This is a genomic window from Kosakonia sp. CFBP8986 (assembly GCF_034044935.1).
Lineage (GTDB): Bacteria > Pseudomonadota > Gammaproteobacteria > Enterobacterales > Enterobacteriaceae > Kosakonia > Kosakonia cowanii.
Window position 1 is genome coordinate 753,687 of the sequence record NZ_JAXCXB010000001.1, and the last position, 15,849, is coordinate 769,535.

The following is a 15,849-nucleotide window of genomic DNA, read 5'->3' on the forward strand; positions in this document are numbered from 1 at the left end:
TAAACATGATACGGAACTGAAGAGTAAGTGACCACCAGGAATAATAACGATGCTTGAACCGAAAAATATCAAATACATATTAACCGTCGGGCTAATTATTATTCTTACGTTCGTTATATTCCGCTCAAATACGTCCTCTAACAACAGCCAAATCATGGCTGTATTCAATGGCACTGTATTTATTAAAAACCCACCAATCACAGCAAAATCCAGGCTGGAGTGGTGGAGAGAGAATCAAACTGATCTCAAAGAAAAATATAAGGTAGTTCCGCAGAGCGGATTCTTCAGAGTTCCAGTGATGGATTTTGGCGAGGGTTACGTTGAATTACCTCATGCTAATTTCATAACCGGCGAAAGCGAAGATGATTATATTTGCAATGACGAAATCAAAACGGCTAAACGGTGCATAAAGAAAAATACACTCTTTGCAATTTCAGGAGATAGTAAAAATAAAATATTCATCGATGTTGGTGATGAAGTGTATATTCAAACACCTGACGGGAAAACGTCTTTGCGTAAGGAATAACTTATCCCCATCCGAGCCCCGTCAAGCGTACTGCAGCGAAGCGGGCGTAAGATCATTTACAGAGTAAACAAGCGGGTATTTCCCTCTATAATTCCTGGCAATAGCCCTGTACAATCCCTCGCCTAAGATCCTATAACTGATTACTTTTTGAACTATGAGCAATGTGAACCTGCAGCCGAAAATCGGCTTTGTCTCTCTTGGCTGCCCAAAAAATCTCGTCGACTCCGAACGCATCCTTACGGAGCTGCGTACCGAAGGTTACGATGTTGTCCCGAGTTACGATGATGCCGATATGGTGATCGTAAATACCTGCGGTTTTATCGACAGCGCCGTGCAGGAGTCGCTGGAAGCGATCGGCGAAGCGCTGAATGAAAACGGTAAAGTGATTGTCACTGGCTGTCTGGGCGCGAAAGAGGATCAAATCCGCGAAGTGCACCCGAAAGTGCTGGAGATCACTGGCCCGCACAGCTATGAGCAGGTTCTCGCCCATGTTCATCACTATGTGCCGAAACCGCAGCACAACCCCTTCTTAAGTCTGGTGCCGGAACAGGGCGTGAAACTGACGCCGCGCCACTACGCTTACCTGAAAATTTCCGAAGGCTGTAACCACCGCTGCACTTTCTGCATCATTCCGTCGATGCGTGGCGATCTGGTGAGCCGCCCGATTGGCGACGTGCTCTCCGAGGCAAAACGTCTGGTCGATGCCGGCGTTAAAGAGCTGCTGGTGATTTCGCAGGACACTTCTGCTTACGGCGTTGATGTGAAGCACCGCATGGGCTTCCATAACGGCGAGCCGGTGAAAACCAGCATGGTTGGCCTTTGCGAACAGCTGGCGAAACTCGGTGTCTGGACGCGTCTGCACTACGTTTACCCCTACCCGCACGTGGATGACGTGATCCCGCTGATGGCGGAAGGCAAAATTCTGCCCTACCTCGACATTCCGTTACAGCACGCCAGCCCGCGCATTCTGAAGCTGATGAAGCGCCCTGGCGCGGTCGATCGCCAGCTGGCACGCATCAAGCGCTGGCGCGAAATCTGCCCGGAGCTGACGCTGCGATCCACCTTTATCGTCGGCTTCCCTGGCGAGACCGAAGAAGATTTCCAGATGCTGCTCGACTTCCTGACCGAAGCGCGCCTCGATCGCGTCGGCTGCTTCAAATACAGCCCGGTTGAGGGTGCCACCGCCAATGAGCTGGCGGATCAGGTGCCGGAAGAGGTGAAAGAGGAGCGCTGGAACCGCTTTATGCAGCTGCAACAGCGCATCTCCGCTGAGCGTTTGCAGGAGAAGATTGGTCGCGAAATCCTGGTGATGATCGACGAAGTGGATGAGGAAGGCGCGATTGGCCGCAGTATGGCCGATGCCCCGGAAATCGACGGCGCGGTCTACCTGAACGGTGAAACTAACGTTAAACCGGGCGATATAGTTCGCGTGAAAGTAGAGAACGCCGACGAGTATGACCTGTGGGGCACACGCGTTTAAGCGATAAAAAAACCCGGCGCCCGCCGGGTTTTTTGTGCTTAAGAATGACCCACTATTTATATTGAACAGGCGATGCGCTCACGTAGCCACTGATGAGCGGGGTCACGGTGAACACGTTCGGGCCAGAGCATAACCATCTCAAATCCCGGAACCTCAACAGGTGACTCAGTGATCTGCAGCGCATCGTTTTCACACACCAACCGCCACGGCACCATAGCCACCAGATCGGTACTCTTCAGGACCGCACTAAGCAGCAGGAAATTTGGCACAGAGAGTGATACACGGCGCGTCATCCCCCTTTCGGCCAGGGCGGTATCTGTCACACCATGAAATCCGCCCCCCTCCGGTGAAACAATGGCATGCTCAAGCTGACAGAACTCCTCGAGCGAAAGTGGGCTATGCAAATGAGGATGCCCTGCGCGTCCAGCAAGCACATAACGTTCAGTGAACAACGTGCGGCGATGTAAATTTACTGGTGCTTCATCACCTGTCATAAAAGCAAGATCGATCTCTCCTTGTTCCGCTTTCCTTGCTACTTGTGAAGGAAGAGTGTGAACAACTGCAATACGTGTAGCTGGCGCAGCAGTGCGTAACATTGCCAGGGCGGGCTCCAGGATAGTCATTGCCCCATAATCAAAGGCAGCGATATTCCAGTGCTGATTTGCCAGCGCTGGGTTAAAGGTACTTGAAGGAGCAATCACTTTTTGGATAGCGGCTAATGCATGCTGCAGAGGTTCCCGAAGCTCGTCGGCGCGCGCTGTGGGCCGCATACCACGCGGGCCTGGCAGGAGCAAAGGATCGTCAAATATCTCCCTGAGTCTGGCGAGTTGCACGCTGACTGTAGGCTGCGACAGATGTAAGCGTTCAGCGGCGCGCGTGACACTATGTTCTGACAAAAGCGCATCAAGGGTAACCAGCAGATTTAAATCAATATTTCTCAGGGTATTAATCATTTGAATACCGGGTATTTTAGAAATCAATTTCAACTATATCAGACGAGGGGCTAGTGTGTCGGGACTTACTCAAAAGGACTATTTATATGAATATTCTTCTTGTCCATGCCCAGCCTGAAAAGACGTCATTAACACATCATCTTGTCAATATGGCCCAGGAGTTATTAACGGCCCAGGGGCATACCGTTATTCAATCGGATCTTTATGCTATGGGATGGAAAGCAGTCTTTGACGGCGAAGACTTTCCTGATCGAATCAATACTGAACGCCTGTCCTTTATTGAAGAGTCGAAACACGCCTTTACACACGGCCAACAGACAGCAGATGTCGAACGAGAACAACGCAAGGTCCAGGCCGCCGATGCGGTTATCTTTCTTTTTCCGCTCTGGTGGTTCAGCATGCCCGCGATTATGAAAGGCTGGATAGAGCGGGTGTGGGCGTATGGCCTGGCCTATGGGTATAAGGATAAAGGCAACGCGCATCGTTATGGAGAAGGTGCTTTTAGAGGTAAGCGTGCACTACTGGCAGTTTCGGTTGGTGGTCCAGAACGTGATTATTCTCACAGGGGCATTAATGGCCCGCTGGAGCAATTACTCTTTCCCATCACGCACGGAACCCTTTTTTACACGGGAATGGAGGTATTACCCACGTTTGCTGTTTATGGTAGCGGGCGGATCGGCACTGACGTCTTATTTGAGGCGGAAGCCAACTGGCGCAGCCGGCTTGCAGGGCTGTTTGACGACATTCCGATTCCCTTCCGCGCGCAAAATTCGGGAGATTACCCGGATCGTTATGTGCTGTCCGATCGCCTTGTCCCGGGACAGAAAGGGCTTGCAGTGCATATTGCCGATACCTAATAACGTCCTGAAACTGACATAAGCAGTGTCAGGATGGTAAAGCTATTTGTTACTAAAAGATGGCTCCAACTTCTTGAATCAGTCCGCTTTGTGGCAGGAGCGGACATTCATATTTTAATATTGAGAACTTAGCCGCTTTGCTAATGAAAACAGGGGATCTGCGCCCGACATGCAATGCGACTTCCTTACCTCGCTCAGCGCTGAAACTCACCAAAGCCAACGTCGCTTGGGTTCTTGCCAGGCTCCGTGCCACAGGTCAAAACGTGTGAGTGGTTCGAGTTTTTTTAGCACGGCAACTTCACCCGCGGATAAGAGACTTCGCTCCGAAATAGAAATACCGAAAAGGCCTTCACCGACCGGAAATATTTCACATTCTGATGTCAGCGCTCCCAATGCTTTCTCTATCTTGGTACGTTCTGCTTTGATAATTAATTGGAGTCCCATCAGCTTCTAAACTCCACAATCGCTACCTGCTCAAGCGCTTGCCTGACCAAGGCCTGAGCCTGATCAGGGATAGATTGTCCTCTGATGTCATAGACGACCCGGCAAGTTTGAATGTGCGGTGGAAGCTGCGATAGTCCCCAGCTTATTCTGGCAATATTGTATGCAATACTGAGTCTTATCGATTCCGGTGATGCCAGACTGTGGTTGGCCACAAGTACAAACTCGCCGCGTTCTTCATTTATAAACTCCGGGGTGAACATTACGCCTACCTTTCATTGTCTTCGCCAAACGCTGGAAATTGAATACTTTTTCATCAATACCTTATCTTGTCAGAAATCCTGTTCGAGTCGCGATGTCCGCTTCTCGCTCAGAGCGGACATTAGTTAAATCTCATCTCAATTAGTTGGTGCCCGCGTTAGTTTTATTAACTCCGCCCCCTCACCCCTTAATTTTCGGATCCAGCGCGTCGCGCAGCCCGTCACCCAGCAAATTAAACGCCAGCACCGTGACGAAAATCGCCAGCGACGGGAAGAGCGCCACATGCGGGGCGATGACCATATCCGCGCGCGCTTCGTTGAGCATTGCGCCCCACTCTGGCGTCGGTGGCTGAGCACCGAGGCCAAGGAACGAGAGGCTGGCCGCTGAGATAATCGAGGTGCCAATGCGCATGGTGAAATAGACCACAATGGAGGAGACCGTGCCCGGCAGAATATGGTGGAAGAGGATCACCGCGTCGCTGGCACCGATACTGCGTGCCGACTCGATAAAGGTTTGCTGTTTCAACACCAGCGTATTGCCGCGCACCAGCCGGGCAAACGCTGGCACCGAGAAGACCGCGACGGCGATAATCACATTCGCCATGCCGCTGCCCATAACCGCAACGACGGCAATCGCCAGCAGAATACCGGGAAAGGCGAACAGCACATCGCAGATGCGCATAATGATGCGATCCCACCACCCTTCGTAGTAGCCCGCCAGCAGCCCCAGCACCGTGCCGATCGCCGCGCCAATCAGCACCGCGAAGACACCCGCTGCCAGCGAGATCTGCGCGCCCACCAGCACACGGCTAAAGATATCCCGCCCGAGCGAGTCGACACCGAACCAGTGCACCAGCGATGGCCCCTCGTTCAGCCGGTCATAATCGAAGTAGTTCTCCGCATCAAACGGGGCGATCCACGGCGCAATTACCGCCAGCAGGATCAGCAGCAGGACAAACAGCCCGGCGGTCATGGCCACGGGCTGGCGGCAGAAGCGCCGCCAGAACTCATGCCACGGAGTGCGCACATGACCCGGTTTTACCGTGGGCATGGCATTTAAAATCGCCTGTCGACGCCAGTTTAACAATCGCATCCTTACTTGTACCTGATAGCGGGATTAAGGGCGGCGTAGAGAACATCCACCACTAAGTTGATAAGAATAAACTCCAGCGAGAAGAGCAGCACTTCCGCCTGAATCACCGGGTAGTCGCGCATCTCCACCGAGTCGACCAGCAAACGACCAAGCCCTGGCCAGTTGAAGACCTTCTCCACCACAATCGATCCGCCGAGCAGGAAGCCAAACTGCAGCCCCATCATCGTCACCACCGGGATCATGGCATTGCGCAGGCCGTGCTTGAGGATCACCCACTTTTCGCTGACCCCTTTTGCCCGCGCGGTGCGCATATAGTCCTCATTGAGCACCTCGACGAACGAGGCGCGGGTAAAGCGCGCCATCACCGCCGCCACCGCCGCGCCAAGGGTCAGCGACGGCAGAATATAGTGTTGCCAGCTCTCAGCGCCGACGGTTGGCAGCCAGCCCAGCTCAACGGAGAAGACCTGCATCAGCAGCATGCCGAGCGCAAAGGCCGGGAACGAAAGCCCCGTCACCGCCACCGCCATCCCCAGATGATCGGGCCAGCGGTTGCGCCACACGGCGGCGGCGATACCCGCGCCCAGCCCAAACAGCATCGCCCACAGCATGCTGGTAAGGGTGAGCAGGAAGGTCGGCATAAAGCGGCTGGCAATCTCTTCCACCACCGGGCGGCGCGACGCCATCGACACACCAAAATCCCCCTGCAACACGCTGGTGACGTAGTGCCAGAACTGCACCCACAGCGGCTGATCCAGCCCGAGCTGTCGACGCACCAGTTCAATTACCTCGGCGTCCGCTTCCGGCCCGGCAATCAGGCGCGCCGGATCGCCCGGCAGCAGGTGGACAAACAGAAACACCAGCACGGCCACAATCAGCAGCGTCGGAATCAGGCCCAGCAAGCGTTTAATAATATAATTCAGCATCTCATCTTCCCTCACTCCGCCCCCTGTCCTGCAAGGCGGCGTGAGTTATCTATTGCAAATCGGCGTTATCAAAACTAAAGCCGGTATCCGGCATGATGTAAAAACCGGTCAGCTTTTTGTTATGAGCGGAAACCAGCTTCTCAACCACCAGCGGCACCCACGGCGACTCTTTCCAGAGGATATCCTGCGCCTCTTTATAGAGCCGCGCTTTTTCATCTGTGCTGGTGGTTTTCAGCGCGTTAGCCAGATCTTTATCCACCTGCGGGTTGCTGTAGAAGGCGGTGTTGAACTGCGTCGGCGGCCAGTTCCATGACGCAAACAGCGGCGAGAGCGCCCAGTCCGCTTCGCCAGTCGAAGAGGTCCAGCCGGTATAGAACATACGCACCCCGCTCTGCTTCTGCCCTTTCGCTTCAACTTCCGCCGCGCGCTGCCCGGCATCCATCGCCGTCACCTGCACTTTGATCCCCACCTGCGCCAGCTGCTGCTGGGTAAATTGCAGCACCTTCTGCGCGGTGCTGTGATTATGGGAAGACCAGAGCGTGGTGGTGAAGCCCTGCGGATAGCCCGCCTCTTTCAGCAGCTCGCGCGCTTTAGCCGGATCGTACGGCCAGGGTTGATAGCTCTGTGAATAGGCAATAGTCGGCGGCAATACGCCGGTCGCTGGCGTGGCAAAACCGGCAAACGCCACTTTCACCAGCGCCTGGCGGTTAATGGCGTAGTTGATCGCCTCGCGCACTTTTGGGTTGTCGAACGGCTTTTGCGTCACGTTCATGCTGATGTAGCGCTGCATAATTGATGGGCTGGTGACCAGCTCAAGCTTACTGTTTCGTTTCAGCACCGCCGCCTGCTCATAGGGGATGGGGAAGGCGAACTGCGCCTCGCCGGTCTGCAACATCGCGGCGCGGGTGTTGTTATCCACCACCGGACGCCAGGTGATGGAGTCCAGCTTCGGCAGGCCTTGCTGCCAGTAGCCGGCAAACTTTTTCACCTTCACAAAATCGGTCTGGTTCCACGCTTCCAGCGTATAGGGGCCGGTGCCGACCGGGTGGAAGCCGATCTCTTTGCCATATTTTTTCAGCGCCGCCGGTGAAATCATCGCCGAGGCCGGGTGGGCAAGGATATTGATAAACGCCGAGAAGGGCTGCTTGAGGGTGATCTTCACCGTGCTCTCATCGACCGCCTCGGTGCTGGCAATATTTTTATAGAGGTTGTAGCGCTTAAGGCTGTTCGCCGGGTTGCTGGCGCGGTCGAGGTTCGCTTTCACCGCTTCGGCGTTAAAATCGGTGCCATCCTGGAACTTCACCCCTTTGCGCAGCTTGATGGTGTAGACCAGTCCGTCGTCGGAGACGGTGTAACCCTCTGCCAGCACATTGACCAGCTTCATCTCTTTATCGAGGCCAAACAGCCCCTGATAGAAGGACTTAGCGACCGCCTGCGAGAGCGTATCGTTGGCGTCATAGGGATCAAGGGTGGTGAAGTTGGAACCAACCGCTACCACCACATCTTTCGCGGCAAATGCCGGGAGGGCGGTCAGCGCGACAACCACGCCTGCAACGGCCCGCCAGTGTCGGGAAATGATCTCTGTCATGCTGCTCTCCTGAAAAACCCTGTCTGTCATCAATTAAAAACGCGACTGCGTGCTGCCGGGCGTCGTTCTGGCGACGAAGTGCCCTGGCCCCACGTTTTGCAGCTGTACGCGCTGCATTGTTTCCCCGCGTTTACGAATATTACTCGGCATATCATCGGATAAGAGCACCCGCTGCGGCGGCTGGTGGGCAGGATCGGCCACCGGCACCGCCGACATCAGCTTGCGGGTATAGGGGTGCTGCGGATTTTCAAACACTGCGCGGCGCGGGCCGATCTCAACAATCTGCCCGAGATACATCACCGCCACACGGTGGCTGATCCGCTCCACGACCGCCATATCATGGGAGATAAAGAGAAACGCGATCCCCAACTCGCGCTGCAGATCGAGCAGCAAATTGATGATCTGCGCGCGAATCGAAACATCCAGCGCCGAGACGGACTCATCGGCAACTACCACGCGCGGGTTCAGCGCCAGCGCGCGGGCGATGCAAATACGCTGGCGCTGACCGCCGGAAAACTCGTGCGGATAGCGCCAGGCGTGCTCCGGCTTCAGCCCGACGCGCTCTAGCAGCCACTCCACGCGCTGGTGGGCTTCCGCTTTGCCGAGAAGATTGTGCACGCGCAGCGGCTCAATAATCGAATCGCCCACCGTCTGGCGCGGATCGAGCGAGGCATAGGGGTCCTGAAAAATAAACTGAATGTCGCGGCGCACCAGCTTCATCTTGTGATCCGGCAGGGTGTCGATGCGCTCGCCGTTAAAGGTAATCGAGCCACCCTGGCTCTCCACCAGCCGCAGCAGCGCGCGTCCGGTGGTTGATTTTCCGCTGCCCGATTCGCCGACAATCGCCAGCGTTTCGCCGGGCCAGAGATCGAAGCTGATGCCCTCCACCGCATGCACCTCTTTGGTGATGCGATTAAGCAAGCCGCCGCGCAGGGGGAAGCGCGCCACCAGATCGCGAACCTGCAAAATCGGCTCGCCGGGCACCACAGTATCCTGCTCCGTTTCCGGCTCCTGCACCTGCGGATTTTTCGCCGAGATGAGCGGGAAGCGGCGCGGCAGATCGCTGCCGTTCATCGCGCCAAGCTTCGGCACCGCCGCCAGCAGCGCTTTGGTATAGGGGTGCTGCGGGTTGCGGAAGACGCACTCGACGCTGCCAGTCTCCACCGCTTCGCCCTGGTTCATCACCAGCACGCGATCGGCGATATCCGCTACCACGCCCATATCGTGGGTAATAAAGATCACCCCCATCGACATCTCTTTTTGCAGCACGGCAATGAGTTGCAAAATCTGCGCCTGAATCGTGACATCCAGCGCGGTGGTTGGCTCATCGGCAATCAGCACCGCCGGGCGACAGGAGAGCGCCATGGCGATCATCACTCGCTGGCGCATGCCGCCGGAGAGTTGATGGGGAAAACTGGAGAGAATGGATTGCGCTTCGGGAATGCGTACCAGGTCGAGCATACGCCGGGCTTCGCGCATCGCCTGCTCGCGGCCCAGTTTCTGATGGAGGCGAATCGACTCGGCAATCTGCTCACCAACCGGGAAAACCGGGTTGAGCGAGGTCATCGGCTCCTGGAAAATCATCGCGATATCCGCCCCGCGCACGCTGCGCATCTGCGAGGAGGAAAGTGTGTTGATATCGACCTTCTGGCGGTTGCGCCGCGTCAGGCAGATATGATCGCAGTTCACTTCGCCGCCCGCCTGCTCAATCAACTTGAGCAGCGAGAGCGCGGTAACCGACTTCCCGGAGCCAGATTCGCCGACAATCGCCAGCGTTTCGCCCCGTTTCAGATTAAAAGAGAGGTTACGTACCACCGGGGTAAGCTGCTTCTCATGGCTAAATGCGATATTCAGATTGCTGACGTCAAGAACCACGTCTGCCTCTGGTTCAAAGCCTTGCGACACCCCACTCTCCTTTTTTACGATAGCTGCCTTTGGGAAAGACGATTTCTGAATATAGGAAGTCGTTACAACGATGTAAAGCAATGTGATAACAATGAGGTAGACGCAAGTCATATTGACCCCTCCCCTTTTCTGCCATAATGGCCGCTTCTCGCGTTGACTGGATAGAAATTATGGAATCTGCAAATGGCCTGATCTCGCTGGAGACGGCGCTGTCGAAAATGCTGTCACGCATTTCACCGCTCACTGAGCATGAAACCCTGCCGCTGCTCGCCTGTTTTGGCCGCGTAGTCGCGCAAGATATTGTTTCGCCGCTGAATGTCCCCGGTTTTGATAACTCAGCGATGGATGGCTATGCCGTTCGCCTGGCGGATCTCAACGGCGGCAACGCGCTGCCGGTGGCGGGCAAAGCCTTTGCCGGGCAGCCCTTTAGCGGCGAGTGGCCGCAAGGCACCTGCATACGCATTATGACCGGCGCACCGATCCCCGCAGGCTGCGAGGCGGTGGTGATGCAGGAGCAGACGGAGCAGAGCGACGACGGCATCCGTTTTACCGCCGAGGTGCGCGCTAATCAGAACATTCGCCGCGCGGGCGAAGATATCGCTAAAGGTGCCAGCGTCTTTACGGCGGGCACAAAACTGACCGCCGCTGAACTGCCGGTGCTGGCCTCCCTCGGTATTGCCGACGTGAGCGTGGTACGCAAAGTGCGCGTAGCCCTCTTCTCCACCGGTGATGAGCTGCAACTGCCGGGCCAGCCGCTGGCTGACGGGCAGATTTACGACACTAACCGCCTGTCGGTCCACCTGATGCTGGAACAACTTGGTTATGAGGTGATTAACCTCGGGATTGTGCCGGACGATCCGCAGAAACTGCGTGATACCTTTATCGCCGCCGACAGCCAGGCGGACGTAGTGATCAGCACCGGCGGCGTGTCGGTGGGCGAAGCGGACTACACCAAAACCATTCTTGATGAGCTGGGTGAAATCGCCTTCTGGAAGCTGGCGATCAAACCGGGCAAACCCTTTGCGTTCGGCAAGCTAACAAATAGCTGGTTCTGCGGCCTGCCGGGCAACCCGGTCTCCGCCACCCTCACCTTCTACCAGTTGGTGCTGCCATTGCTGGCGAAACTGAGCGGCAATGGCGCGGATGTGGCGCCACTGCGTTTTCGCGCGCGCGTTATCGGCGGGCTGAAAAAGTCGCCGGGGCGTCTCGATTTCCAGCGCGGAATTGTCAGCCGTGGCGAAGATGGCACGCTTGAAGTGCGCACCACCGGCCACCAGGGCTCGCACATTTTCAGCTCCTTCAGCCAGGGCAACTGCTTTGTGGTGCTCGAGCGCGAGCGCGGCAACGTGGCGGCGGGCGAATGGGTAGATGTGGAGATGTTTAACCATCTCTTCGGAGGCTGACGATGGCAGAAGAGCTCAGCGACAGCGAGATGATGCGCTACAACCGGCAGATTACTCTGCGCGGGTTCGATTTTGACGGCCAGGAGCGGTTAAAAGCCGCGCGCGTACTGGTGGTCGGGCTCGGCGGCCTTGGCTGCGCGGCAGCGCAATATCTGGCGGCGGCGGGCGCAGGCACCATGACGCTGCTCGATTTCGATACGGTAGCGCTGTCAAACCTGCAGCGCCAGACGCTGCACGGCGATGCGGATATCGGTAGCGCTAAAGTGGACTCTGCCCGCGAATCGCTGCTGCGTATCAACCCGCATGTCGAGTATGTCACCGTTAATGCCCTGCTTGATGAAGCGGCGCTGTTCGCGCAGATTGCCGCGCACGATCTGGTGCTGGACTGCACCGATAATGTAGCGATCCGCAACCAGCTCAACGCCGGCTGTTTTCAGCATAAAGTGCCGTTGGTCTCCGGCGCGGCGATCCGCATGGAGGGGCAGATCAGCGTCTTTACCTGGGCGGACGGCGCGCCGTGCTATCGCTGTTTGAGCCGCCTGTTTGGCGAGAATGCGCTGACCTGCGTGGAAGCAGGCGTGATGGCGCCGCTGGTCGGCATTATCGGATCGATGCAGGCGATGGAAGCGATTAAGGTGTTGACCCATTACGGTACGCCCGCTGTGGGCAAGATCGTGATGTACGATGCGATGCAGTGCCAGTTCCGCGAGATGAAGCTTATGCGTAACCCGCAGTGTGAAGTGTGCGGCGATGGCGCATCGCCCGCGGCTTAATTGCCGGATGGCGGCGTAAACGCCTTATCCGGCCTACGGGTTTGCGGGCGTCTTTTTGCCGGATGACGGCGGTTTTGTAGGCCGGGTAAGCGCAGCGCCACCCGGCAATTTCCCATTCGGGCACAAGGCATAAAGCGCGAACCCCATCACAGCAAATTTCATTCGAAAGTTATTTAATCTCCATATGAAATATGTGGAGATGGTCGATGATTTTCAATATTCAGCGCTACTCAACCCATGACGGCCCCGGCATTCGCACGGTGGTGTTTCTGAAAGGGTGCCCGCTGCGCTGCCGCTGGTGCCAGAACCCGGAAAGCCGTTCCCGCTCGCGCGACCTGCTGTTTGACCCGCGCCTCTGCCTTACCGGCTGCGATTTGTGCCAACGCGCTGCGCCTGCGGTAATTCAACGCGCGCAAAATCATCTCTTAATCCAGCGTGAAAAGATCACCGACGCAGCGCTGGATGCCCTCACCGGCTGCTGCCCGACCGAAGCGTTGAGTGTCTGTGGCGAGGAGAAATCCGTGGCGGAGATGATGGCGACGGTGCTGCGCGACAAACCCTTTTACGATCGCAGCGGCGGCGGCGTGACGCTCTCCGGCGGCGAGCCCTTTATGCACCCCGAACTTTCAGAAGCACTGCTGCGCGAGAGCCATCAGCACGGCATCCATACCGCCGTTGAGACCTGCCTGCACGTGCCGTGGCGTTATATCGAACCTTCGCTACCGTGGGTGGATCTCTTTCTCGCCGATCTTAAACATGTCGATGAGAATGCCTTTCGTGCCTGGACGAACGGCTCTGCCGCACGCGTGCTCGATAATCTGCAACGCCTCGCCCGCGCCGGGAAAAAGATGATTATTCGCGTGCCGCTGATCCCCGGCTTTAACGCCGATAAAGCCTCCATTGAAGCGATTACCAACTTTGCCGCCGACCAGCTGCGCGTCGGCGAGATCCACTTTCTGCCCTATCACACGCTAGGCATGCAGAAGTTTGACCTGCTCGGCGAACCCTATACCGCCCCTGAAAAACCGCTCGACGACCCTGAACTGCTGGCATTCGCCGCGGCATTTGCCCGCCAGAAAGGGCTGGCGACGACACTGCGAGGATAAGATTATGACTCTGATGCAACTCAACACGCTGCCTGAACGCATCCGCGCGCATAAACAGGCGCTGATCTCGGTTGTAAAACCGCCGATCTGCACCGAACGCGCGCTGCACTATACGCAGATTTACCAGCAGCATATGGATAAGCCGCTGCCGGTGCGCCGCGCGCTGGCGTTAGCCCATCACCTGGCGCAGCGCACTATCTGGATCAAACATGACGAGCTGATTATCGGCAATCAGGCAAGCGAAGTACGCGCCGCGCCGATCTTCCCTGAGTACACCGTTTCGTGGATCGAGAAAGAGATTGATGAGCTGGCGGATCGCCCCGGTGCGGGCTTTGCGGTCAGCGAAGCGAATAAGCGCGTTCTGCATGAAGTCTGCCCGTGGTGGCGCGGCCAGACGGTGCAGGATCGCTGCTACGGCATGTTTACCGACGAACAAAAAGCATTGCTTGCGAGCGGCATTATCAAAGCCGAAGGCAATATGACCTCCGGCGATGCGCACCTGGCGGTGAACTTCCCGCTGCTGCTGGCAAAAGGGCTGGATGGCCTGCGTGAGCAGGTGCGCGAGCGCCGCACGCGGATTGATTTGACGCAGCTTGACGATCTGCACGGCGAGCAGTTCCTGAAAGCGATTGATATCGTGCTTGAGGCCGTCAGCCTGCATATTGTGCGTTTTGCCGACCTTGCGCGCACGATGGCGGCTGACGAGCCGCGCGAAAGCCGCCGCGACGAATTGCTGGCTATCGCCGAGAACTGTGAGCTTATTGCCCACCAGCCGCCGCGCACCTTCTGGCAGGCTTTGCAACTCTGCTACTTTATCCAGCTACTGTTGCAGATTGAATCCAACGGTCATTCCGTGTCGTTTGGCCGAATGGATCAGTATCTCTACCTCTTCTGGCGTCGCGATGTCGAGCTGCAACAGACGCTACACCGCGAGCAGGGTATTGAGCTGTTGCAGAGCTGCTGGCTGAAGCTGCTGGAGGTGAATAAAATCCGCTCCGGCAGCCACTCGAAAGCCTCGGCGGGCAGCCCGCTCTACCAGAATGTCACCATCGGCGGGCAGATGTGGCACAACGGCCAGATCCATGACGCGGTTAACCCGCTCTCTTACGCCATCCTCGAATCCTGCGGGCGGTTGCGCTCCACTCAGCCCAACCTCAGCGTGCGCTATCACGCCGGAATGAGTGACGATTTTCTTGAGGCCTGCGTACAGGTGATCCGCTGCGGGTTTGGCATGCCGGCGTTTAATAACGATGAGATTGTCATTCCGGCCTTTATCGCGCTGGGCGTGGAGCCTGCCGATGCGTACGACTACGCGGCGATTGGCTGTATCGAAACCGCCGTCGGCGGTAAATGGGGTTACCGCTGCACCGGCATGAGCTTTATCAACTTCGCCCGCGTGATGCTGGCGGCGCTGGAGGGCGGGCGTGACGCCACCAGCGGCGAGGTTTTCCTGGCGCAAAAAGAGGCGCTGTCGGCAGGCAACTTCCGCCATTTTGATGAGGTGGTAGAAGCATGGGACCGGCAGATCCGCTACTACACGCGCAAATCAATCGAGATTGAGTATGTTGTCGACACTATGCTTGAGGAAAACGTGCCGGATATTCTCTGCTCGGCGCTGGTCGACGACTGCATTGAGCGGGCGAAGAGCATTAAGCAGGGCGGCGCGAAGTATGACTGGGTCTCCGGCCTGCAGGTGGGCATCGCCAATCTTGGTAACAGCCTCGCGGCGGTGAAAAAGTTAGTGTTTGAGCAGTGCCTTATCGGCCAGCAGCAGCTGGCCGAGGCGCTGGCGGCAGATTTCGACGGCCTGAGCCACGAACAACTACGCCAGCGGCTTATCAACAGCGCGCCGAAGTATGGCAATGATAATGAGAGCGTGGATGCCCTGCTGGTGCGCGTGTATCAGACCTATATCGACGAGCTAAAGCAGTATCGCAACCCGCGTTACGGGCGTGGGCCGATTGGCGGCAAATACTACGCTGGCACCTCGTCGATCTCCGCCAACGTGCCGTTTGGCGCGGCAACCATGGCAACGCCGGACGGACGCAAAGCCCATACGCCGCTGGCAGAGGGGGCAAGCCCGGCCTCCGGCACCGACCATCTTGGGCCGACGGCGGTGATAAACTCAGTGGGTAAACTGCCGGTTGGCGCGATCCTCGGCGGCGTGCTGCTTAACCAGAAGCTCAACCCCTCGACGCTTGAAAATGACGGCGACCGACAGAAGCTGATGGCGCTGCTGCGCACCTTTTTTGAGGTGCATAAAGGCTGGCATATTCAGTACAACATTGTCTCGCGCGAGACGCTGCTGGCCGCGAAGCAGCACCCGGATCAGTACCGTGATTTGGTGGTGCGCGTTGCCGGATACTCGGCGTTTTTCACCGCTCTGTCGCCAGATGCGCAGGACGATATTATTGCCCGCACCGAACATACGTTGTGATGTTAAGGTTAGAAACCATTCCGCTTTAACCAGGTATTTCGAATCGCAGGAAGGCGGCAAGGTGGCGCATCCCCGGGAGTTTACAAAAAGTAAATGACCGGGGT

General features: G+C 56.8%; 12 protein-coding genes. 7 read left to right on the forward strand and 5 right to left on the reverse strand.

The features are described 5' to 3' along the window. Nucleotides 1-49 precede the first annotated feature (49 nt). The gene (locus tag SOM48_RS03505) at nt 50-526 is read left to right on the forward strand and encodes a DUF943 family protein (protein WP_320511444.1); all 477 of its coding nucleotides are present in this window, start codon (nt 50-52) and stop codon (nt 524-526) included. 154 nt (nt 527-680) lie between these two features. Next, nucleotides 681-2,006, forward strand: a complete 1,326-nt coding sequence (rimO, locus tag SOM48_RS03510) for a 30S ribosomal protein S12 methylthiotransferase RimO (protein ID WP_042716724.1) — start codon at nt 681-683, stop codon at nt 2,004-2,006. Between the two features lie 56 nt (nt 2,007-2,062). On the opposite strand, the gene SOM48_RS03515 is transcribed toward rimO, so the two are convergent. Continuing rightward, complete coding sequence (locus tag SOM48_RS03515) at nt 2,063-2,956, reverse strand: LysR family transcriptional regulator (protein WP_320511462.1); 894 nt, start codon at nt 2,954-2,956, stop codon at nt 2,063-2,065. Nucleotides 2,957-3,045: 89 nt separating this feature from the next. On the opposite strand from SOM48_RS03515, the gene SOM48_RS03520 reads away from it, so the two are divergent. Further along, entirely contained in the window at nt 3,046-3,816 is a 771-nt protein-coding gene (locus tag SOM48_RS03520) for an NAD(P)H-dependent oxidoreductase (RefSeq protein WP_320511445.1), read from the forward strand. An 882-nt stretch (nt 3,817-4,698) separates the two neighbouring features. Here SOM48_RS03520 and gsiD read toward each other — a convergent pair. Genes gsiD through gsiA form a run of 4 tightly spaced genes read right to left on the reverse strand, consistent with a single transcriptional unit; the run spans nt 4,699 to nt 10,026 of the window. After that, a complete protein-coding gene (gene gsiD, locus SOM48_RS03525) occupies nt 4,699-5,610 on the reverse strand; it encodes a glutathione ABC transporter permease GsiD (RefSeq protein ID WP_034813897.1) in 912 nt (303 codons plus the stop codon). 2 nt (nt 5,611-5,612) lie between these two features. Then, nucleotides 5,613-6,533: a glutathione ABC transporter permease GsiC gene (gene gsiC, locus SOM48_RS03530; RefSeq protein ID WP_042716730.1), complete on the reverse strand. Its 921-nt coding sequence runs from the start codon at nt 6,531-6,533 to the stop codon at nt 5,613-5,615. 49 nt (nt 6,534-6,582) lie between these two features. After that, entirely contained in the window at nt 6,583-8,121 is a 1,539-nt protein-coding gene (gene gsiB, locus SOM48_RS03535) for a glutathione ABC transporter substrate-binding protein GsiB (RefSeq protein WP_320511447.1), read from the reverse strand. A 33-nt stretch (nt 8,122-8,154) separates the two neighbouring features. Next, nucleotides 8,155-10,026: a glutathione ABC transporter ATP-binding protein GsiA gene (gene gsiA, locus SOM48_RS03540; protein ID WP_076769605.1), complete on the reverse strand. Its 1,872-nt coding sequence runs from the start codon at nt 10,024-10,026 to the stop codon at nt 8,155-8,157. 170 nt (nt 10,027-10,196) lie between these two features. Here gsiA and moeA point away from each other — a divergent pair, with 170 nt between their 5' ends. From moeA to SOM48_RS03560, 4 genes are all read left to right on the forward strand, one after another. Next, nucleotides 10,197-11,429: a molybdopterin molybdotransferase MoeA gene (moeA, locus tag SOM48_RS03545; protein WP_320511448.1), complete on the forward strand. Its 1,233-nt coding sequence runs from the start codon at nt 10,197-10,199 to the stop codon at nt 11,427-11,429. Between the two features lie 2 nt (nt 11,430-11,431). Continuing rightward, entirely contained in the window at nt 11,432-12,202 is a 771-nt protein-coding gene (moeB, locus tag SOM48_RS03550) for a molybdopterin-synthase adenylyltransferase MoeB (RefSeq protein WP_320511449.1), read from the forward strand. 206 nt (nt 12,203-12,408) lie between these two features. After that, a complete protein-coding gene (locus SOM48_RS03555) occupies nt 12,409-13,308 on the forward strand; it encodes a glycyl-radical enzyme activating protein (protein WP_320511450.1) in 900 nt (299 codons plus the stop codon). 4 nt (nt 13,309-13,312) lie between these two features. Then, nucleotides 13,313-15,745, forward strand: a complete 2,433-nt coding sequence (locus tag SOM48_RS03560) for a formate C-acetyltransferase/glycerol dehydratase family glycyl radical enzyme (RefSeq protein ID WP_320511451.1) — start codon at nt 13,313-13,315, stop codon at nt 15,743-15,745. The last annotated feature ends 104 nt before the right edge of the window (nt 15,746-15,849 follow it).

What these genes read in the sequence shown, in the direction of transcription:
- SOM48_RS03560 (WP_320511451.1), top strand. Translation starts at nt 13,313, where the DNA reads ATGACTCTGATGCAACTCAACACGCTGCCTGAACGCATCCGCGCGCAT.
- rimO (WP_042716724.1), top strand. Translation starts at nt 681, where the DNA reads ATGAGCAATGTGAACCTGCAGCCGAAAATCGGCTTTGTCTCTCTTGGC.
- gsiD (WP_034813897.1), bottom strand. Translation starts at nt 5,610, where the DNA reads ATGCGATTGTTAAACTGGCGTCGACAGGCGATTTTAAATGCCATGCCC.
- gsiB (WP_320511447.1), bottom strand. Translation starts at nt 8,121, where the DNA reads ATGACAGAGATCATTTCCCGACACTGGCGGGCCGTTGCAGGCGTGGTT.
- moeB (WP_320511449.1), top strand. Translation starts at nt 11,432, where the DNA reads ATGGCAGAAGAGCTCAGCGACAGCGAGATGATGCGCTACAACCGGCAG.
- SOM48_RS03555 (WP_320511450.1), top strand. Translation starts at nt 12,409, where the DNA reads ATGATTTTCAATATTCAGCGCTACTCAACCCATGACGGCCCCGGCATT.
- SOM48_RS03520 (WP_320511445.1), top strand. Translation starts at nt 3,046, where the DNA reads ATGAATATTCTTCTTGTCCATGCCCAGCCTGAAAAGACGTCATTAACA.
- SOM48_RS03505 (WP_320511444.1), top strand. Translation starts at nt 50, where the DNA reads ATGCTTGAACCGAAAAATATCAAATACATATTAACCGTCGGGCTAATT.
- moeA (WP_320511448.1), top strand. Translation starts at nt 10,197, where the DNA reads ATGGAATCTGCAAATGGCCTGATCTCGCTGGAGACGGCGCTGTCGAAA.
- gsiC (WP_042716730.1), bottom strand. Translation starts at nt 6,533, where the DNA reads ATGCTGAATTATATTATTAAACGCTTGCTGGGCCTGATTCCGACGCTG.